Source organism: Leptolyngbya sp. Heron Island J (assembly GCF_000482245.1).
Lineage (GTDB): Bacteria > Cyanobacteriota > Cyanobacteriia > Phormidesmidales > Phormidesmidaceae > Leptothoe.
This window is the reverse complement of the sequence record NZ_AWNH01000055.1, coordinates 1-20,133: the sequence shown is the minus strand read 5'-3', so window position 1 is coordinate 20,133 and position 20,133 is coordinate 1. Positions and strand designations below refer to the sequence as shown.

The 20,133-nt window shown below is 50.0% G+C and carries 23 protein-coding genes; 10 read left to right on the top strand and 13 right to left on the bottom strand.

The genetic code is table 11. The features are described 5' to 3' along the window. The first annotated feature begins 53 nt into the window (after positions 1 to 53). Entirely contained in the window at positions 54 to 1,250 is a 1,197-nt protein-coding gene (locus N836_RS55310) for a metal ABC transporter solute-binding protein, Zn/Mn family (protein ID WP_023073452.1), read from the top strand. A 52-nt stretch (positions 1,251 to 1,302) separates the two neighbouring features. After that, positions 1,303 to 1,554 carry a hypothetical protein gene (locus N836_RS55305; RefSeq protein WP_023073451.1) on the top strand — a complete coding sequence of 84 codons (252 nt, stop codon included), beginning with the start codon at positions 1,303 to 1,305 and terminating at the stop codon, positions 1,552 to 1,554. Here N836_RS55305 and N836_RS55300 read toward each other — a convergent pair. Together N836_RS55300 and N836_RS74665 are read right to left on the bottom strand one after the other, a co-directional pair. Further along, on the bottom strand, positions 1,539 to 2,039 hold the full coding sequence (locus tag N836_RS55300) for a class I SAM-dependent methyltransferase (RefSeq protein ID WP_023073450.1): 501 nt from the start codon (positions 2,037 to 2,039) through the stop codon (positions 1,539 to 1,541). The two genes, N836_RS55305 and N836_RS55300, sit on opposite strands and share 16 nt — an antisense overlap. After that, positions 2,040 to 2,432, bottom strand: a complete 393-nt coding sequence (locus tag N836_RS74665) for a GFA family protein (protein WP_071789059.1) — start codon at positions 2,430 to 2,432, stop codon at positions 2,040 to 2,042. Positions 2,433 to 2,908: 476 nt separating this feature from the next. Between N836_RS74665 and N836_RS55295 the strand changes: the two genes are divergently transcribed. Both N836_RS55295 and N836_RS55290 read left to right on the top strand, forming a co-directional pair. Continuing rightward, complete coding sequence (locus N836_RS55295; RefSeq protein WP_023073449.1) at positions 2,909 to 3,700, top strand: hypothetical protein; 792 nt, start codon at positions 2,909 to 2,911, stop codon at positions 3,698 to 3,700. A 277-nt stretch (positions 3,701 to 3,977) separates the two neighbouring features. Further along, positions 3,978 to 5,585, top strand: coding sequence for an FAD/NAD(P)-binding protein (locus N836_RS55290; protein WP_023073448.1), 1,608 nt, complete (start codon positions 3,978 to 3,980; stop codon positions 5,583 to 5,585). A 115-nt stretch (positions 5,586 to 5,700) separates the two neighbouring features. Here N836_RS55290 and N836_RS76575 read toward each other — a convergent pair whose 3' ends face one another. The 3 genes from N836_RS76575 to vapB form a co-directional block, all read right to left on the bottom strand. After that, positions 5,701 to 5,862, bottom strand: coding sequence for a hypothetical protein (locus N836_RS76575; RefSeq protein ID WP_023073447.1), 162 nt, complete (start codon positions 5,860 to 5,862; stop codon positions 5,701 to 5,703). Between the two features lie 152 nt (positions 5,863 to 6,014). Then, positions 6,015 to 6,638, bottom strand: a complete 624-nt coding sequence (locus tag N836_RS55285) for an NUDIX hydrolase (RefSeq protein ID WP_023073446.1) — start codon at positions 6,636 to 6,638, stop codon at positions 6,015 to 6,017. Positions 6,639 to 6,864: 226 nt separating this feature from the next. Then, positions 6,865 to 7,104: a type II toxin-antitoxin system VapB family antitoxin gene (gene vapB, locus N836_RS55280; RefSeq protein ID WP_023073445.1), complete on the bottom strand. Its 240-nt coding sequence runs from the start codon at positions 7,102 to 7,104 to the stop codon at positions 6,865 to 6,867. 365 nt (positions 7,105 to 7,469) lie between these two features. Between vapB and N836_RS55270 the strand changes: the two genes are divergently transcribed. Further along, the gene (locus N836_RS55270; RefSeq protein ID WP_023073443.1) at positions 7,470 to 8,594 is read left to right on the top strand and encodes an NAD(P)/FAD-dependent oxidoreductase; all 1,125 of its coding nucleotides are present in this window, start codon (positions 7,470 to 7,472) and stop codon (positions 8,592 to 8,594) included. Between the two features lie 96 nt (positions 8,595 to 8,690). Then, positions 8,691 to 10,328: a nucleoside recognition domain-containing protein gene (locus tag N836_RS55265; protein WP_023073442.1), complete on the top strand. Its 1,638-nt coding sequence runs from the start codon at positions 8,691 to 8,693 to the stop codon at positions 10,326 to 10,328. Positions 10,329 to 10,463: 135 nt separating this feature from the next. Here N836_RS55265 and N836_RS55260 read toward each other — a convergent pair whose 3' ends face one another. Next, positions 10,464 to 11,429, bottom strand: coding sequence for a hypothetical protein (locus tag N836_RS55260; protein WP_031293005.1), 966 nt, complete (start codon positions 11,427 to 11,429; stop codon positions 10,464 to 10,466). 35 nt (positions 11,430 to 11,464) lie between these two features. Next, positions 11,465 to 12,211, bottom strand: coding sequence for a hypothetical protein (locus N836_RS55255; protein WP_023073440.1), 747 nt, complete (start codon positions 12,209 to 12,211; stop codon positions 11,465 to 11,467). Between the two features lie 189 nt (positions 12,212 to 12,400). Between N836_RS55255 and hisI the strand changes: the two genes are divergently transcribed. Beyond that, a complete protein-coding gene (gene hisI, locus N836_RS55250; RefSeq protein WP_023073439.1) occupies positions 12,401 to 12,886 on the top strand; it encodes a phosphoribosyl-AMP cyclohydrolase in 486 nt (161 codons plus the stop codon). A 15-nt stretch (positions 12,887 to 12,901) separates the two neighbouring features. After that, positions 12,902 to 13,837 (top strand): ribulose bisphosphate carboxylase small subunit, encoded by a 936-nt coding sequence (locus tag N836_RS55245; RefSeq protein WP_023073438.1) that lies wholly within the window; start codon positions 12,902 to 12,904, stop codon positions 13,835 to 13,837. Positions 13,838 to 13,978: 141 nt separating this feature from the next. On the opposite strand, the gene N836_RS55240 is transcribed toward N836_RS55245, so the two are convergent. From N836_RS55240 to N836_RS55210, 6 genes are all read right to left on the bottom strand, one after another. Further along, on the bottom strand, positions 13,979 to 14,323 hold the full coding sequence (locus N836_RS55240) for a XisI protein (RefSeq protein ID WP_023073437.1): 345 nt from the start codon (positions 14,321 to 14,323) through the stop codon (positions 13,979 to 13,981). After that, the gene (locus tag N836_RS55235) at positions 14,311 to 14,727 is read right to left on the bottom strand and encodes a XisH family protein (protein WP_023073436.1); all 417 of its coding nucleotides are present in this window, start codon (positions 14,725 to 14,727) and stop codon (positions 14,311 to 14,313) included. Before N836_RS55235 ends, N836_RS55240 begins: the two co-directional genes overlap by 13 nt. Before the next feature lie 266 nt (positions 14,728 to 14,993). Further along, positions 14,994 to 15,233 carry a hypothetical protein gene (locus tag N836_RS55230; RefSeq protein ID WP_235071108.1) on the bottom strand — a complete coding sequence of 80 codons (240 nt, stop codon included), beginning with the start codon at positions 15,231 to 15,233 and terminating at the stop codon, positions 14,994 to 14,996. 34 nt (positions 15,234 to 15,267) lie between these two features. Continuing rightward, entirely contained in the window at positions 15,268 to 15,564 is a 297-nt protein-coding gene (locus N836_RS55225; RefSeq protein WP_023073434.1) for a BrnT family toxin, read from the bottom strand. Positions 15,565 to 16,088: 524 nt separating this feature from the next. After that, positions 16,089 to 16,493 carry a PPC domain-containing DNA-binding protein gene (locus N836_RS55215; RefSeq protein WP_023073432.1) on the bottom strand — a complete coding sequence of 135 codons (405 nt, stop codon included), beginning with the start codon at positions 16,491 to 16,493 and terminating at the stop codon, positions 16,089 to 16,091. Between the two features lie 79 nt (positions 16,494 to 16,572). Further along, a complete protein-coding gene (locus N836_RS55210; protein ID WP_023073431.1) occupies positions 16,573 to 17,685 on the bottom strand; it encodes a precorrin-8X methylmutase in 1,113 nt (370 codons plus the stop codon). Between the two features lie 83 nt (positions 17,686 to 17,768). Here N836_RS55210 and N836_RS55205 point away from each other — a divergent pair, with 83 nt between their 5' ends. Further along, the gene (locus tag N836_RS55205; RefSeq protein WP_031293000.1) at positions 17,769 to 19,709 is read left to right on the top strand and encodes a heavy metal translocating P-type ATPase; all 1,941 of its coding nucleotides are present in this window, start codon (positions 17,769 to 17,771) and stop codon (positions 19,707 to 19,709) included. A 138-nt stretch (positions 19,710 to 19,847) separates the two neighbouring features. Next, positions 19,848 to 20,133, top strand: a 286-nt coding sequence (locus N836_RS55200) for a transposase family protein (protein ID WP_023070614.1), incomplete at its 3' end; no start/stop codon positions are given.

Sequence of the window (20,133 nt, the reverse complement as noted above, 5' to 3'; positions counted from 1 at the left end):
AATGATTATCATTCTTTGTGCCCTGCTCTCATCATCTGTGAAACGATAAGCCCATGAAACTTTCTTTGCGCCTATTTACTACGCTTGCTGTCCTTGGCGGAGCATCCGCGCTTCTGGGCCATCAGTCCGCCCACAGCCAAACCAGCCCTCAAGTAGTGGCGAGCTATAGCGTACTGTGCGATCTCACTCAGCAAATCGCTCAAGACACTGTAGATGTAACCTGCCTTATAGAAGCGGGTAAAGACCCCCATCTCTACAACGCCACCCCTGCCGACCGACGGGCTATTGAAGACGCCGATCTGGTTCTGTATGGGGGCTATGGGTTCGAGCCAGACATTATTCAAATGGTCGAGGCAACAGATGGAGACGCCCCTCAAATCGCCGTTTCCGAAGTTGCTGTTTCCGAACCGCTTTTAGGTGGACATCACGACCATGGTCATGGGGAAGAAGGCCATGACGACCACCATGATGAGCATGATGACCACGGTGAAGAAGGCCATGATGAGCATGACGAGCACGGTCATGATGAGCATGACGAACACGGTCATGACGACCATTCAGACCATAGCAAGGCAGGCCATGAAGGCCACGACCACGATGACCATGGTAAAGAAGACCATGATGACCATAGTGAAGAAGACCATGACGAGCACCATGATGACCATAGTGAAGAAGAGGGTGAGCCCGATCCCCATGTCTGGCACGATGCGGAAAATGGCATTGCCATGGTACATGTAATTGAGGAGCAGCTTAGTGAGGTCTTTCCCGAAAATGCTGACCTTTACGAAGCCAATGCAGAGGCCCTAATCGCTCAGCTCACTCAGCTGGATACTTGGATTCAACAACAGATAGATACGGTTCCCGAATCGCAGCGAGTGCTCGTGAGTACCCACGATGCCCTGGGCTACTACGCCGATGCCTATGGCATTCGCATTGAAGCTGCTTTGGCGAGCTTTAGCACTGAGGCTCGTCCGTCAGCCGCCGACTTAAGAGAGCTGATCGATGTTGTTGAAGACAGTAGCCTGCCAAGTATTTTTATAGAGGCAACTAGCAATCCTGGATTGATTGAAGCGGTTTCTAGGGAAACAGATATCGCGATTTCAGAAGAGCCTCTTTACGCCGACGGTTTAGGCGAAGCTGGAACGCCCGCAGCGACCTACACAGGCATGCTGATGACTAATACCTGCACAATTGTCACCGGATTGGGTGGCAGCTGCGATGAAGCTGCTGTACAGGCATTTCTCGACTAAACGGTAGGCCATAGCAAGTTTCAACTCAGTTGAAACTTGCGCGTCACTTGGCATGCTGACCTTAAAGTCTTTTGGTCGGAAATATGGGGTCAAGCCAAGTGACAAACGCTATATTCTGGTCTGGCCGCTGAGTGCGATGGTCAAAAATCGAGCTTTGACCATCGCACTACACCAAGTCGCCTATGGGCACGTTGCCCATCATCCGCCGCAGATGGCCTTCGCATCATTATCGCTCACCTTTCGACGGTCAGCATGTATGGGCGTTTGTTGGCCCGCTGTTGGTGATTATCAGACCAATTTTTGACCGGAGTAAACAGCAAACCGATAGTTTTTATACCAGCAGTCAACTTGAACAAAGCCCACTTCGGACAACCAGTTGAGTTGGTCTTGCAATGTGGCCGTTTTATCTGCCTTCATGCGTTCAATAGCGATTTCAATATCGAGGTCAGTACAACCTTTAGCTTTAGCACCCGTGAGCCAAGCCTGAGCATATTTTGCTTCATTCTCCGGTGTGGTACCTAAAGTTTGGTCTGCATTGATGAAGTGTCCTCCACTTTCAAGAGCATTGAAAATCTTGTGAAATACGCTTTTGAGTTTTTCCTGCGGTGTGTGATGTAACGCCAGAGCGGAGACCACAACATCATACTTTCCGGGTATGGGCGCATTGATAAAATCTAGAATCACATATTCAATATTTAGATTTGAGTTGAAACGCTCCCGCGCCTTCCCCAACATTTCGTCCGAAATGTCTGCCAATGTGATGGCGGCATTTGGAAAGGTCGCGCTCATCTACTCCTCTGAGCGACCTGTGGACTCACGGTCACGCTCGTATTGTCTAGTGAGCGAAAAAGGGGATAACCAAGATTCGCGTCGGATTGTCCAAAGTTCGTAAGTTGGCCTAAGTTGATCAGGGGTGTCCAGGGATCCTAAGTTCACTTCGATTTCGTCTGCGGTGCGTGAGTAAACAGACGATCCGCAGCGGGGGCAGAAGAATCGCCCGGCGTAGTCGCGTGTTTCGCCCGTGATTGTCACCGCATTCTGCGGGAACACCGCAGAAGCGTGAAAAAGCGCTCCATGATGCTTACGGCAGTCGAGACAGTGACAAAGGCCAACCCGGTATGGGAGTCCTGTCGCTACAATTCGGACGTTGCCGCACAAGCAACCGCCGGTGAATCGAGCCATAATGCATTTCCTCTAAAATCAAGCATTCGGAATGGTTACAACGAGTAGCACCAATAGGTCTCTCACGGTGTATCTGCCGCTGCTGCGACTGATGCCGCGAGAAAGAGGCATGGTGGTCCACACGATGACTGCTAACGTTCCGGTTCACCCGCTACCGATATTTCTATGTGACAGAACGGCGCATCTATTCGGTCATTAGAAATGATGTGACAAAACAGGTCATCTTCATCGATAGAATCTTTGGAATCGTTGCGTAAGTCTCAGATCGAAAAGCAAGTTTTGATAACTTGCTGTAATCGTTGTGACAGAACTGCAATTGCACAGAATTATTTAGATGCTGCGATTGCAGTTCCATAAGTTCGTCTAAATATAGCGTCTAGATAAAATGATTATCATTATCATTGTCGTGTAAACTCTGCAGAGTTGTTTAGGTCTAGGATTTTTTTCCTTGCACCATAGAGGAGTCAATCATTGACATGGTTTCAATCCTAAATTCCACCGTTGCTTCAGCAGGCACTGTTTCAGAGCCGCTTTCAATCAGCGCTCTCTTAACGGACGCTGATGTTGTTTCTCTAGAAGAACTACCGCCAATCTGGCAGCGCATCGCCAACCGCGAGGTAGCAGTGGGTCACCCTGAGCCGGATTTTCTAGTAGTGCTAGCGCGGTTGTTTCTAACCAAGGCAACGGATCGCAGTCCCGAGGTCTTTCAGGAGGGGTTTGACTTCCAATCTTTCTACCGGCAAGGGGCTATGTCAACCTTAGAGTTTTTCGGTCAGGACTTCAGGACTACGGCTTACCCTGACTTCAATCAGGTAGTGCAAACAGCCAGAGCAACTGACGGGACCGAAAGAGTCGTAGCTTTTGTGCGGGACGTTTTCTCTCAGTTAGGCTATGCTTTGCCAGCTTGTTTCTACTGGATGCTGCTGTGTCCAATTGAGCGAGCGTCAATCCACGAGGCTCGTCCCATGTTTTTCGACCCTCAGATGCAAGGGGTGAAGCGGGCCTATGACGCCTGCCTGCATAGCCTGAATGTGACGGCGGTGCAAATGCTAGTGCAATCATGTGCTAGTCGTCAGGGGCTGTTGATTCAACACGGCTGCGGCTGCGACCATTCGCTGGCTCAGTTAATTCCAGGTTCAGCAGAAGTTACGTTTGCTTTTGAAAGCGAGCTGGGGCGTCGCAAAGCAATAACGGCTTATCTCTGGCGCTGTTGGAATGAATATTTGCTGTTTCCGCTAGGGGTTCACGCTAAAAGTTTGGCCTTGTAAACACGTTTGCCGTTAAGGTGGCTACGGCCAAGATTTACGAAAACTTAGTTTCTACCCCCCCGACCTGTTTGGGCTACCGTGTATACATAAGTCAGAGAATATTGCTGAAACCATTGGTTCTAAAGGGTTTTAAATATTGACTAAAGCTACTAATTGATTATTGAGAATCAATTTTATGGAGAAAGCTTTAGGAGGTATCAAGCTATTTAGGACCATAACTCTCGGTTTAATTCAATATTCTCGTAGATGTGTATAGGCAGTAGCCGTAGGGGGGCTGTTGTTTTTAGCAATTTCCACCAATAAAGACAATTGCATTACTGGCTGGGTTGAGCCTTGGCGAATTGCGATCGCAGGTGCTGGTATCAGTGGGTTTGCCATTCTCGGTCACTTAGTCAACCAACTACGTGACCAAACAGAGAGGCCTATACAGATATCTCTCTTTCAGCCAGAGCGTACCTACCAAGAGGCTAATCTGACCAAGGCTCAGAAAACTCGGCTGGCTCATTTCAAGGCACTAAATAAGCAAACTTTGTTCGGTGGCGGACAGGTTTACGACCCGATGCAGCCCGCCTTGTTCACCTTCAACGGCGGCAGTGCTGTCCGCGGGTTTGACTTTGCCCAACAGCGCTTCGACACAGCGAACTACTTCAACTGGATGCAGGCCAATCGTGACCTGCTAGCGGTGCTATACCCTGATTTTGCTCCAGAGCAGGGACAACAGCGTCATCCTGACCATAACCTGGACGATCTTCACGGAACCAGTCCCCGAGGAGCCTACGGCCTCTATCTAGACGAGCAGTTTCGGAGGCTGCTGGCCCACCTGCCTAGCCACATCATGGTGCAGACGATTCCTCAAGCGGTACAAAGCTTTGTCCCCTCCGAACAGATGGTTCACGTGCAGACGGCAACCGCGTCTTATCAGGTCAATCAGCTCGTGTGTACCATCGGCCATCGGTTTGCACCAATTCGCCCTGAGTGGCAGGGACAGGTATTTGCGGCATATCCGTGCGATCGCTACGGGGCGGAGTTGCCTGCCCATCTGACGATAGTAGGTGCAGGACCATCGGGTATAGAGGTGGCCTTGCATGCACTGCACAACCTGGGAGTAGAGCGAGTCAGTTTGGTGAGCCGCCGAGGCTATGCCCGACTGCCTCAGATAGAACCGACTGTATCGTACACCTGCCCCTGGCTGACGCGGCAGCAGATGCAGCGCAATCCTACAGCTCAGTGGGCGCAATACTTGCTGAGACAGTCACTTCTCACGGCCTACCGAGTGAGTGACATCGCTTATCCGGGATGGGAGGCACTGCTACACATCGAGAATTATGGCCGTTTTCTTGCTGACTACCTGCAAGAGGCAACCCCAGCCCATCCGCTAGCCCTTTTAGCACGTCCAGTAATGTCTTTCTACGCTCAGACGAAGGACCTGCTGTCAAACGACGAGCGGGTAAAAGTGCGGCAACTGTTAAGCAGTGTGAAACATCTGTTTGCAACCCAGTCTTGGGCTTGTGCTGAGCTGATGCTAGCGGCGATGCAGGCTGGGCGTTTGTCTTTGCAAGCTGGCACATTCTTGAACCATTGCGAAACGCCAACAATTGTATGGCCTGACAGCAGGCAGTGGCAGCCAAACTCTGTGATTTTAGCTACTGGATTCGATAGCCAGATTGCACCGATTTATAGTCTGGCTGTTGCCCAGGGTGCGGCGGTAGTCGACGACAGTGGTAAGCTAGCGGTCAACTCGACTACGGGGGCACTGATCGACGCGTATGGGACGAATACAAACTGTTACCAAATCGGAGGAACATCGCTGAGTTCAGTTGATCGACAAGCCGCTAAGACTGCCAAGGCTCTGGTTCAGCAGATGGCTCTGTCGCAAGAAACATAAGAGAGTATAAAACCTCACTGCCTGATGGGAGGTTTACGCAACGATTCTGAAGATTTCATCAATGAAGGCAATCTGTCTGATCACATCATCCTTGCCGATACCTTCAACGTGTCTTTCAGCACACTGTCACTTCCGACACCCCGAAGTCGAGGCCAACATGGTCACCATTGCCTTGCTGATGGTCGATGGGTTTCAGCCAATCATCGCTTAACGTTGCCGCAAAGGGGGGCACATCTGCCTGATAGCCGCGTAGTAAGCGTATCAATACCCTCAACATTGACTGGCTCCACTATATTTGCATACACCAATTCTGGAAAACAGCGAAGAGTATCACTGAAACGTACAAGGAAATGCTTGTCTAACAACTTGAACAGAATTCTTACACGTTTTTATGAGCGGTAGTTTTTGTTCTGTACTAAAGTACGCAAGTCAATCAAAATCTGTTTGTAAATTTGAGTTGAAGTAATATTCAAAGAGGCGACTAATCTGACTTGGAACAACACGAGTCAGGGAAAGTTCTGGTATTTCCTGTTCTCCAAAAAAAGCAGCTCCCTCAGTTTCAAGGCTTGCCATAGCAGTACCACCAGTTAACTCACATTGAAAAAATAACTTATAGACATGATAAACAAGGGGTGGATGTCCATGACGCTCATGATTGCGATCGTAAAGTGCAACTAATTTAGTCGCTCGTGTTTCATATCCTGACTCTTCGTATACCTCACGCTCGACTGCGAAACTGGGCGACTCTCCAATATCTACCCATCCACCTGGCAATGTCCAACAGTTATCTTCTCTTTCTCTAACCAGTAAAAGTTTTTGGTCTTTGAACACTGCCCCTCTGACATCCACTTTTGGAGTCGCATACCCCTCCTCCAAGCTGAATAAATCGAGAATGTAGCGTGATTCCATGTTGGTGTAGGTTGATATTATTTCAGCAGCAATTGCTTGCAACTGCTTATATCGCTCGACATCATATGGATTATTACTATAGGTCAACCCATTCTGAGCAATTGCCTGCAATTGTTGTGACCACTCTAACCACTTCAAGCTCATAAGGTACTCCCAATGCCACTGGTGTCTACAGAACTTTCAAACATGAAATGAGTTGTCTAGCTTGAGCTTACCCAAACCCATTTTGATTGAGATTTCCCAAAGGCTAGCGATGCTGAAATAGAGCTTCTGATTAGGATCTTCTAGGATGTCTGCAGCCTTTGGGCTAAGCTGCTCGTTCGCCTGAATGTACCAAAGAAATGCATGGGTAATCTATCAGGAAACTCATTTACATATACTCCTGAAAGTTATCTAGAGGCGCGTCAAAGTCATCGGCAATCCAAATTTTGCTTTTCCAAATACCCAATCCACCCCGCTTGTTTGATAAAGCTTCGGGTACTGTTTCAAGCTGACTTGTGCCTTGCTGAGTGATGCGGTTTACTAAAAACTCTGTGTACCATAAAACTGCCTGCTGCATGGCTTCAGGCAGCTTTTTAAGGTTGTTTAGAATAGATGATTCGAGGGTCATAATGGTAAAACTCCAGGTGCTATTTGATTAAGTTTAAGTAGTGCCCAGTGAAGCGTTGATTTGATCGAGTTGTCCCTGCAAAATCTGAATAAGTTGCTGCTTATCGGTTTTCTCGGCGCGATGTTTTTACTGAGGGCGAGCCATGCTATCAATCTTATCAATGCCTGCCTTTGAGTCGCTTCTATCCATACCCACAGTTCTCCTCTACTATCTTCAGCCGCATAATTCCCCGAGTATAGACTCGCGTAAATGCCCTGGCTAGAGAGAGCTGACGCCATTGGTCTAACCATGACCCGATAGCCCCTAGACAAAGAATTTGATAATGATTATCATTCTCGTATCTTCAGTAATTCGGGTAACCCAGTGTGAGCCATCCCCAAACGGATCTATCCTATGACGTTGTGATTGTTGGCGCGGGAGCCGCTGGTATCGGCTGTGGCGTTGTGCTCAAAGAGCTGGGTCTAGAGCGCTTTACTATTTTAGAACGCCACCAGGTGGGAGCCTCCTTTAGCCGCTGGCCTGAGGAGATGCACTTCATCACGCCGTCATTTCCTAGCCATGGCTTTGGACTGCTCGACCTGAATGCAGTGACCTTGAAGACCTCGCCTGCGATCGCATTTCGTCAAGAGCACGTCAGCGGCAAACAGTACGCTCTTTATCTGCAAACGATTGCCGACCACTTTGAGCTACCGATTCAAACCGAGGTGGATGTACAGAGCGTCATACATTTGCCCCAGGGAGGTTTTACCCTGCACACTAGCAGCGGCGAAATTTCCACACAGTTTGTCATTTGGGCCGCCGGAGAATATCAATATCCCCATCTGAGTCCCTTCCCAGGAGCAGAGCATTGCCTTCACAATACTCAGATTCAGTCGTGGGCCGATTTAGAGGGAGATGAATTCATCATCATCGGCGGCTACGAAAGCGGCATGGATGCAGCGGCCAATTTAGTGGCCCTGGGCAAGAAAGTTGGCGTGCTTGATCGCTCCGGAGCCTGGGCGAATCCCGACACCGACCCCAGCATCTCCCTATCACCCTACACCCTGCAGCGATTAGAGTTTGTTTACCGCTCCGGTCGCCTGGACCTAGTGGGGAACGCCCCCATTGAAGAGGTCAAACCTATCTCCGGTGGCTACGCGGTCTACAGCGAATACCAGAAGTGGGTAACAGCCCATCCCCCGATTCTCTGCACCGGTTTTGGCACCAGTTTGAAACAGATTTCTCCACTGTTCGACTGGTCTCAAGGCTATGCAGCACTCACGGAAAATGACGAATCCACCCTTACCCCAGGTCTGTTTGTGAGCGGTCCCTCCGTCCGCCATGGCAACCTGATTTTTTGCTTTATTTATAAATTTCGTCAGCGGTTTGCTGTCATCGCCAATGAGATCGCCCAGCGCCTCGATCTCGACACTACCCCCCTCGATGCCTACCGCCAGGCCGGACTCTTTCTCGACGATCTCTCCTGCTGCGACAACGACTGCATTTGTTAGCTCGGTACCAGAAGTCGTCAGGTATCAGGTGTCAGAAGTCAGGTGTCAGGAAGTCCCCCATCCCCCCATCCACTCATCTACTCTTCCCATCTTCCTATGCCCAATACCTTGCCTGCCCAACGCACCATTGTTCTCATCGGTAAAGAGAGTACCGGCAAATCTGCTCTAGCAGCGGCTCTCACCGGACAACGCCCCACCAGTGCGAACATTCAGGGCTCAACAATTGCCTGCGATCGCTATCAGGCAGGCGATACTCTCTTGATCGACACCCCCGGCATTCTCTTTCGTTCCGACACCGCCACTACCCGAACGGCCCTGGCCCAACTCCAGGCCCATGACACCATTGTGTTGTTGGTCAAAGCCACACATATCGATGATGACCTGGCAGACCTGCTACCGTTAGTTGCCGGGAAGCAAGGGTTGGTAGTGGTCACCTTCTGGGATAAGGTCATCCCCTCTGAATTTACCCAGCAGGTAGTGAACCGTTGGGAACAAACTGCCCAGGTGAGATTTATTCCTGTGGATGCTCGCCATTTAACTTCGGATCAGCGTCAACAGATTCTAGGGTCACTCCAGACACCGACCGTTTTTCCCAAACAGTGGCACCCGATTCCAGCGGGGTGGTACATTGAACCCCATCCTACCTGGCTAGAACATCGGCGCTGGGGCTGGTTGTTGGCAGTACTTTTATTGTTGTTGCCTGCCGTCCTTGCCGTTGGTGTGGCTAATGGGGTGGCAGGGGTGCTTGATCCTCTTGTACAAGCTGGATTAGAACCTCTGATTACGGTTCTGTCTCAAACCCCATCGCTGCTACAAGAGATTTTGATTGGCCGCTATGGCCTGGTCACCATGGGGCCGTTGTTATTTGTCTGGGCGGTGCCTACGGTGATTCTGTATGCCCTGTTTTTAGGCGCGTATAAAGCAAGTGGGTTAGTGGAACGCATTACCGTAGCGCTGCACCCACTCCTGCGACCGTTTGGCCTATCCGGGCGAGATTTGGTACGGGTGATTATGGGATTTGGCTGCAATGTGCCCGCCGTGATCAGTACTCGTGCCTGTTCCAGTTGTTCTCGGCAGACCTGTATTAGTGCGATCTCATTTGGTGCGGCCTGTTCCTACCAGTTTGGAGCTACTCTGGGGGTTTTCAGCGCGGCCAATTTACCCGGTTTAGTGGTGCCCTATCTGGGCTACTTAACCCTGACCACCTTAATCTACACCCGCCTGATTGCGCCCAAAGCCGCCCGCTCGGTCCAAAATACCTTGATGATCGAACAGCGCACCTTTTTGGAAATTCCCCGCTGGTCTACCATCTGGCGCGAAACCCAGGGCACCCTCCACCAGTTTTTTACCAATGCGATTCCCATCTTTTTGGTGATTACGGTGATCGCTTCGGTGCTGGACTGGTTCGGTCTGATCGCTCGGCTGGCCGGATGGATTAATCCCCTGATGGGGCTGTTTAATCTGCCCCCAGAGGCTGCTGTACCAGTCATTTTGGCCTCCATTCGCAAGGATGGACTGCTGCTTTTTGCTGAACCGGATACCCTGGCCCTACTTACCCCCCTGCAAATCTTGACGGGCGTGTACCTGGCCGGCGTGTTGCTGCCCTGCCTGGTCACCGCACTCACCATCGCCCGCGAACAATCGGTAAGATTTGCGGTGGGGTTGATGGCCAGACAGGCGATCGCCGCGACTGCATTTTCAATACTGTTGGCCTGGGGAGGACGCTGGCTATAGCTTGCCAAGCATACCCCCCTAGCTGATAAAGCCCTCAGTTAGATGGAAGTAGTGAGTATTGCCACAGTGCCCCCAGTTATCTTGGTCACATGACCAAGATAACTGGGCCGGTTCTGGAGTGGCTCAGTTCGAGGGTTACCGCCTCATCCACCTGCCCAAGAATCCGACGCTGAGAAGACCCAGTAGGACACCGGGTTCAGGGACAGCAGCAGGTGAGGCCCCAAATCCAAAGAAAATAACGCCGGGGTTAGTCCCCACTAGCTCCCAAGAGCCATCGCTCAGGTCGTAGCGAGCGATCCCACCCAGACGCTGAACGGGGGTTGCAGGATCGTTGTCATCATCGATAAAGTTGACATTGCCAAAGAGAGTATCAAACCGGCCATCGGTATCGGTGTCCACACCTGTCAACGCGGCAAAACCGCTAAATGCAGCGCGATCACCTGCAGTTACAGCGCCCACCTCACCGACGACAGCAGCGTCTCCTGTCTCTGAATCAAACTGAATTAAGGAATCGGTATCGAGGTCGATACCATAGAGACTATTATCGACCGACCCCAGGCTAATCACAAAAGGGTTAGCTGTGCCCAGTTGAGTGCTGCGGGCATCATCAATCGCATCGCCAACTGCCTGAGATGAGCCCAGGGGAGTGGCTGCTCCCGTGGTTACGTCAATTTGATGGAGTTGTTGAGTATTGAAACTCTCATCAAAAGGCACAATAAATCCTCTACCATCCTCCAGGATGTCAAAACTGGTGGCACCTAGGTCAGTGGGTTCAGCGATGGGGGTTTGGGTGGCAGAGTTTAGACCAATCTCCATCAGTTGGCCGCTAAATTGATAGCCTAACAGTTGCTGATCAGCGGTCCCCGCCAAGGCTGACGGTAATCCACTGGTTTCAGGTGAAACGGGGGTGGCAATGCCTGTTGTTGAATCAACTGCAAACAAAAAGTTTTCACGGATATCATCGTGGACGCCCGGAACAGCCTGGGTCAGACGCTGTCCTGTGGCGTAGAAGATGGCTGCTTCAGCTGATGGTGCTAGCAGCAATGTCCCTACCAGGGAAGCGTACGTCCAGCTAGCGATTCGGAAAAAAGATTTAGGCATGAAAGTTTCGACTAGTTTTTTGCGAGCATTAGGTTTTAGCGAGTTACGGGTGAGGTACGGCGTAAACGCAGAGTCAGCAGTGCGATCGCACCCATTCCGACTAAAGCACCCGGTTCAGGCACCTGTGTGGCAATCATCCGTTGGCCAAGCTGATCGCCTGCCCCCGGATCGTCTAGAAGCTGTGCCCGCGTACGGGTAAAGAAAGCCACATCGAGATGGGAACCAAAGCCTATGGGCAGTTCCGGAAACTCATCGCCAAAATCAGTCAGGTGAACATGGGGGATGGGTTCTCCATCGGGAGCGGGAGCCGCCGACCAGAAATTTAGCCCCGTTGCCCCAATAGGGTCCCCTGTTTCATCAAATAGGACGGTGTATTCTCCAATGTCAATGCCATTCGGCTCATCGAAAAAGCCATCTTGCAGAATTTCACCCGTTTGGGTATCGAAATTAAAATTGAACCCTGAATAGGTGAGGTGGTTATCCTCAAACTCTTGAATCAGATTGCCTTGGGGATCATAGAAGGCGATGTCAAATGCCTCTAAATCATCACCTCGAACAATCCCGTCTTCATAGGTTTGGGCATCGTCGTAGCTAAATTGCCCCTCAGCACTATAACCCAGGATTTGCCCTGTCCATGAAAGGCGAAAGGTGACCGCCTGGGCTGGAGCCAGGGTGCCTAGACTCAGGGCCGTGCCGATTGCGATGGCGGAGCCGGTCCGGAGGACCATCGCGCCACCCAGCTTGCCGGTAAGGGAAACGATTGACTTGCCAAAACTGGACATCGAGAAAACCTCAATCTTTAATTAGAATGATTATCATTCTCACGATATGCGAATATACAGAGGTAGATGTGAACTCTTTGTAAAGTTGGTGTCTGCAAATTTAAAGCAAACCGAGAAAGAGGTTTCCACAGTTCCCAAATCAACTGCCAATCAACGCTCTCAGGCCTAACTATTGTTACTCTCTGCACTATGTCGTCTCCATTTGCTGCCCGCACATCGGTTGAAGCTGTCGAAGAAGGGATGCTCCTGGCTCCTAAGTTTGACGCCCATGGGCTCATCCCCGTTATCACCACGGATGCTGTCACTGGCGAAGTGCTGATGCACGCCTATATGAATGAAGCCGCATTGCTAAAAACCCTAGAAACGGGTGAAGCCCACTACTACAGCCGCAGCCGTCAGCAGCTCTGGCACAAGGGAGCCACCAGTGGGCTGGTGCAAACCGTGCAGCAATTGTTGATTGACGATGATCAAGATTGCCTATGGATGAAGGTCAATGTGGCTGGGTCAGGGGCCAGTTGTCATGTGGGCTATCGCTCTTGTTTTTATCGTCAGATTTCTCCTGACGAGGGCGATCGGTTGACCAATGCTCCCGTTGCTCTCACCTTTACGGAAACCACTAAGACGTTTAACCCCGTTGCCGTCTATGGGGATGCGCCCAATCCCACTCAACTTTAAACCGAGGACAATATCATGCCGCTGCGTCATCAACCTGCCCCACCCACTCCCTGGGATAGCGATTTAGATCAGCCCATAATTGCTGCATCTGCCTATGTCCATCCCCAGTGCAGTCTAATTGGAGATGTGCAACTGGGAGAAAATGTAATGGTTGCTCCCAATACCTCCATTCGTGCGGATGAAGGAGCTCCCTTTTACATCGGTGCAAATACCAATATTCAGGATGGGGTGGTCATCCATGGGTTAGAGCAGGGACGGATCTTAGGGGATGACCAGAAAGCCTACTCGGTGTGGATTGGCCATGATACCTGCATTACCCATATGGCGTTGATCCACGGTCCAGCTTACGTTGGCAATGAGTGTTTTATTGGCTTTCGCTCGACGGTGTTTAATGCCCAGGTGGGCCACGGCTGCATTGTGATGATGCATGCCCTAATCCAGGATGTGGAGATTCCTGCTGGTAAGTATGTGCCGTCGGGAGCAGTGATTACGACTCAGCAAGCTGCCGATCGGCTACCGGATGCTAACGATAGCGATCGCAGCTTCTCTCACCACGTGGTCGAAATCAATCAAGCCTTACGGGCCGGGTATCGCTGTTCTGACGGTATCGCCTGTACCCCCTCTTTGCAGAATTCGGTCTCCAGTAATGGGTCTAGTAATGGCTCGCACCAAAATGGCAAGGTGGCTCCGTTACAAGCAGACATCGTAGACATCATCCGACAACAACTTCGCCAGGGTCACCACATTGGCCTGGAATTTGCCGATGTGCGCCGATTCAAGGTAGGTTCCTGGCAGAGTGGCCCTACGATTACCAGCACCCATGAGGCTCAGGTACTAACTCAGGTGGAACAGTTTTTGGCCAGTCATCCTGGTGACTATGTGCGATTGTTGAGCATTGACCCTGGGGCAAAACAACGTCAGCTAGAGAAAATAATTCAAAAGCCAGAGTGAGTCTTAAAAGGATAATTCTGTTAACATCTTCCACAGTCAGCTGTCGCTAACGGTGAATCGAAGCTGTGGCAAATAACATTGAAATTTAAAATCAGAGACTGTCGTCCGTCTGTTGCCATGCGGTGTTAGCCTATGCTGTGACTACGACGCGACAGCAAACTCTGTATATTGCCTCATCTTAGGCTCATGAAATGCTAATACGATATCCTCTTTGGGAACCCCTTCACGAATTAGATCAGTTGCAATACCGTTTTCAGTCCAGTCTTCTTCGATCCAAAATTTATCCTTTCGAATTCGGACATAGACTGTCATCCCACTAACACGTTCTTTGTTCTGCCACCCAAGATTCATCCAAATATAGTGAGATTTTTCCTCATCTACAATCAAAAATGTCTCAATATCTAGGTTAGAGTTGCGATTACTCAGCTCTACGTATTCAGTCAAAATACGCTTAATTAACTTTGGATATTCAGTTAGTTTATCCATTGCAAAATCTCCTCTGTCTCTATGTCTACAACAATAATTGGAAGTTGATGTTTATTGAGAATGAGTTGAGTCACATCCTGAGTAAAAAATGCATTGTATGCAATATCACTGATAGCGACGTACAATTTACGGTCTGATGCTACTTCCTCTAGCAAATAACGATAGATGTCATACTGGCCAAGAGCTTCTTTAAAGTCTTGCATCTTGGATGCTCCAACAAAACTTTTTACCTCCACAACTAGCTTCTGCCCATTTCGCTCAACTGCAATCGGACGTTCAGCACCAAGATCAGCGTATAGTACCGTTCTTCGATACTGAATGACGTAGGGGTCATCTGTAATTAACCAGCCATCCTTAATCAATGGACTTTTTACAGAATTGTGAATAATGTCTAACCTGGGCATAGGCCAAGTATAAGTCATCTAACTATTGGCCAGACTATAACTCCCAGAACTTATAAGCATGGTGCGGACTCCAAAATTTATCGGTGGGAGATTAGAAGTTGCGGCAGGGTCCACACCCTACAGCTTGCTCTGTTAACACCATGTACCATCCACTGCCGCTAAGGGCAGAGTTGTGTGGCGGTCAATATCTCTGATTTTTAAGTCAATAGCCTTTGCTCCGTCCGCACCGACACATTATGGAGGACGGGACAGAAAACCAAATGTAGTTATTTTTGAGTCACTTCGCCAAGAGCTTCTTGCAGAATATCATCACTGACACCATGACGCTTCAGACTGGCAATTAATGCAGAGACAGTATCTCCTTCTAAGCGTTCTAAATCAGTGCGAAGCCCTTGCCCGATGTAGGCACGGGCTAAGGGTTGATACCCCGAAAACCCGAGTAATGGAGCAATTCTTTTCAGGTCTTCAATCACATCTTCTGGCATCCGAATTGTGATTGTTGTCATTGGGCGATTTCTGTCTAACCGTTTTTTTAGTGCTTCAGTTTTCATAGTATTCACGTTCCTTGCGGGTAGCTTTACGGGCTGAAATGATACGGATCATGTCGTCTTCGCGTTCGATGAAAACGACGTACAAAAGGTTCCAACGCCTATCGAGACCAATAATGGCGTCTCGTGCTTCGTCATTGCGGCTAGCATCGACAACCACCAGAAGCGGATCAAAGAATGCCTCAGCCGCTTGCTGAAACGTTACGCCATCATGCTTTTGAGGATTAACTTGCGCTTTTTCATCGTTCCAGACAAACGCAATGCCGTTAAGTACAAAATACACATCCATACACCACAGTATAAATAAAACGTATTTACAACGTCAATACGTCAACATATGCCTGGTATGATTCAAATTCAATAGACTCTCTTCAATAAAGATTCTGAGATTACGGTATTCCAATATTCCAATTTATTTTCATCAAAACTGGGTAAGTCTACAGCAACAGAAGGAGATTGTTTGTAGATTTCTTGGAAAATGTGATCTTCACTCTTGAAAAAATTACGGTTAACAAAATGAGGTGGCCACCCATCTTTGTTAAAGTCATCAATTATTTCCCGATAAAGCGATACTAATTGTGACTGTGTCGTAATAAAAATCTTGCAAAGTAGCTTCGTGAGTACTTCCAGCTCCTGATCTGTAAAGCTTGAGAAAACTAGAGCTCTATTCATTGACAACATTCATCTCCATCAAAGCTTACTCATCGGGCCAATTCTAAAACAAAGCTTCCGCAACATGCCGCTTCAAAATCGCTTTGCTAACGAACCTTACTAGCAGATATGGCGAGGAGCGAATTTACTCCTTTCCGACTTCTAGCTGGTGATTGTTAGCTCTCTGTATCCGGTGAGTGGATCAATCTCCCGCTTAAAAATAGTGTTACGCACAATCCCCAAAACTATCTCTGCTGTCGTGTAGATGTTCGAGCCATCCATTAAATGACCACCGATGACTTGGCCTTCACTATCTGATACGACAATATGTAAATGAGCACCATGTTGTGAGAGTGTGCCCTCTAGCGACACTATCTCTAGCGGTTGTTCAAAAACTGTTCCTTCTGGTTGATTGGCAAATCGAATCGCTGCTTTGCGTAAACTACCCACACAACTCAGCATATAAGCGGCATCTATTTTTTGGTCAATACAGTATCTCAACAAAGATGGTTTGAGATCTTCTCCAGGCTTAAGACGAATAGCAATCACGTCCACATCTTTTTCCACGGGTATAGCGCTTACAAAGTCTAACAACTGAATGGATTACTTCAATCTGCATATCTATGGATTACTTCAATCTGCATATCTAAGGACGGGTGAGGTAACAGTGGCAATCAGGTTTTTCTATCAGGGTTTCCACTAGTGCATTCAGGGTAACTGCCGCCAAAAGACCACCTCCCAAACTGCCTTGAATGGTGATGTAGGGCACTGGCAATGTCATCAACTGGCGCTTGGCTGCAGGAGCATGACTAAAGCCAATGGGCATCCCAATCACAAGAGCGGGTTGAAGTTTTCCCTGGTCAATCCACTGGCAGGCAGCCAGCAAGACCGAAGGGGCATACCCCACCATCAGCACACAGCCTGCCGGAGCTTCCTGCAGCCGTTGCTGCCAGAGATTATCCTGCCAAAATGCTTGCTCGGCATCAGCGGCTCCGGCGATGTGGGGGTCATCAATCAGCGTTGTCACGGGATTGCCTAGATGGGCTAGCCGCGTCTGATCCAGGGTGGTAGCAACAGCGGGGACATCCACGACAACAGAACAGCCTGCTTTGAGGGCAGTACGGGCAGCGGCGACAGCCTCGTGACCGAAGCGCACAAAACTGATCAGGCTGACATCGCCGCAGGCCAACACCAATTGATGCAACAAGTGAACCGTAATTTCAGAATAGTGAGATAAATCGGGCAGTAACAGCTGTAACGACTCCTGAAATTGCTCCGGATGTGTGGTGACTTCGGTATCAAAATGACTCCAGATCTGATCCAGTTGTCCCCATCCGGCTTGGACATCGACATCTAATTGCTTCAGCTGCGATAGCGCTTCTGCCTGGGCGATCTGACAGTTGCGATCGCGCCCCAACAGACCTTCTAGTGCTGCTGCTGTTTGGCGGAGCTGGGTCATCTGCTGTATGACCGTATGGTATTGCTGCTGTAGCTGGATGATCAACGTAGTATCCAGGGTGGCTTCAGGGTGGCTGTCTAAAAGCTGGCGAATGTGAGACAACTGAAACCCCTGCTGCTTCAGCGCCATTATCCGCCGCAATCGTTGTACATCCTGCTGGGTATACAGCCGGTAGTTACCTTCAGATCGCTGGGGCTGAGGCAGTAAGCCAAGGGTATGGTAGTGCCGTACCATGCGCGGGGTGACGCCACTCCCCACGGCATCTGTCAGTTCTTTAATAGTCAGATGGTCTGTCTTCATTCATTTAGTTTACAGTAACCTTGACATTGACACTAATGTCAAGGTTTATGCTGGCGGATAGTTTTTATTGGACAGATCAGATTATGGCTGCCAGAGCCCTTGCATCACCCCGTCTCTCGACTTTATTTAAGGATGTATTCAAGCGCCATCCCGAGGCTGTCGCTGCGATCGCCTGCGCCATCTTGGTATTGCTGGGCTGGCAGTCCCTCAATTTTGGCTGGGTGGGAGGAGGGATTTTGATCCTGACGGTAGCTTACGTTATTGGCGGGTTCGACAGCGCCCGTGATGGTCTGACAACTCTGCTACAAGAGAAAGAGCTGGATGTTGATTTGCTGATGATCGTGGCGGCGCTGGGCGCTGCCAGTTTGGGGCTATGGCAGCAGGAATACTACCTGATCGTCGATGGAGCCGTCCTGATCTTGATCTTTGCCATTAGTGGGGCTTTAGAAGGCTACGCCATGCAGCACACCGAGCGCAGTATCCAGGGGCTGATGAGCTTAACGACAGATACCGCCCGACTTCTGAACCACGGGCAGGAGCGCACTGTTCCGATTGTCCGTCTTAAGGTGGGCGATCTCATTTTGGTCAAGCCGGGAGAGCTGGTGCCCACCGATGGTGTAGTGGTAGACGGCGCGAGTATCCTCAACCAGGCTTCGATTACGGGAGAATCTGTGCCCGTAGAGAAAACCATTGGGGATGAAGTCTTTGCGGGTACGCTGAATGGCCATGGGGTACTGCGGATCAAGCTGCATCAACCGCCGGAAAGCAGCTTAATTCAGCGGGTAATCCGGCTGGTACAGCAGGCCCAGACAGAAGCACCTCCCTCTCAGCAATTTATCGAGCGGTTTGAGCGGGGCTACGCCAAAGTGATTGTTATTACCGGAATACTACTAGGTATACTACCGCCTTTCCTGCTGGGATGGACCTGGGAAGAAACGATTTATCGAGCGCTGATTTTTCTGGTAGTGGCCTCCCCCTGTGCCCTGATGGCCTCGATTATGCCCACATTGCTATCGGGCATTGCCAACGGAGCCCGTCGAGGCATTTTGTTCAAGAACGGGGCACAGTTAGAGCAGATTGGACGTGTGCGTGCGATCGCATTTGATAAAACCGGCACTCTAACCACAGGCCATCTGCAGGTTGTGAACATGCTGGCAGCTCAGCCCGACTCAAACCAGCTCCTACAGGTAGCAGCCGCGCTGGAGAGTCTGTCAGAACATCCCATTGGGGACGCCATTGTTCAGGCAGCCCGCCAGCAAAACCTAACCTGGGCAACAGCCACCAATGCTCAGGCCCAGGCTGGACAGGGCCTCACCGCCAATCTGGAGGGTCAAAGAGCCGTAGTCGGTAAAGCGGTCTTTGTTCGCACACAGGTAAAGACCATTTCTCCCCATTGGCTGGAACAAAGCCAGCAGTGGGAATCAGAGGGTAAAACAGTGGTCTGGGTCGCCCAGGCGGGAGAACTGTTGGGACTGATTGCCGTAGCTGATATCGTTCGACCTGCCGCTGCCCAGGCTGTGGCCCGCCTCAAACAATTGGGTATAGAGCATGTGGTCATGCTGACGGGGGACAATCCCCGCACCGCCAGCAGCATCGCAGAGCAGGTCGGTGTGGATCAGGTTTACGCAGAACTGTTACCCGAAGATAAAGTCGAGGTGATTCGTAAACTTCAGCAGCAGTATCAGAGCGTTGCCATGGTTGGAGATGGCATCAATGATGCCCCAGCCCTGGCCCAGGCCACTGTTGGTATTGCTATGGGAGCGGCGGGTAGCGATGTGGCGCTGGAAACCGCTGATATTGTGTTGATGGGCGATCGCCTGGAGCGATTAGAACATGCGATTCATTTAGGTCGTCGCGCCCAGAGTATAGTGAAGCAAAATATTGTCTTTGCCCTGAGTTTTGTCGTGATTTTGTTAATCCTGAATTTTGCAGGCAATATCACCCTACCGTTTGGTGTGCTAGGCCATGAAGGCTCCACAGTGCTCGTCACCTTGAGTGGGTTACGGTTGTTGATAAATAGATAAGGGATGAGGATTTAATAACTTTCATAATTTTGCTTGAGGTAAAGCAGGATAACCTTTCCCCTCCCAGGAGCAGGGCTGATCTATCGGTGGTAGAAAAAAGATAATGGGGGTGTGCTCTATCGCCCCCGTGTTCTCTCCATGAGCTTAATTCGCCACTTTCAGCAGGTCCGTGACTATCGAACTAAACCGGTGTATCCCTTGTGGATCATTTTAGTCTTGGTGGTGATGGGGACCATGAGTGGGTGCTATGGCTATCGCCCCTTGGCCACTTTCGTACAACGTCATCAAGCAGAGCTATTGCGCGTGATGGAGTTGCCTCATGAGCGGTTGCCCAGCCTGTCCACCTTGCGCCGGATCATGGTGCGTCTCAACTTTACTGAGTTAGCCGAGGCGTTCAATGCCTGGGCTATCGACAGTCTGGGTC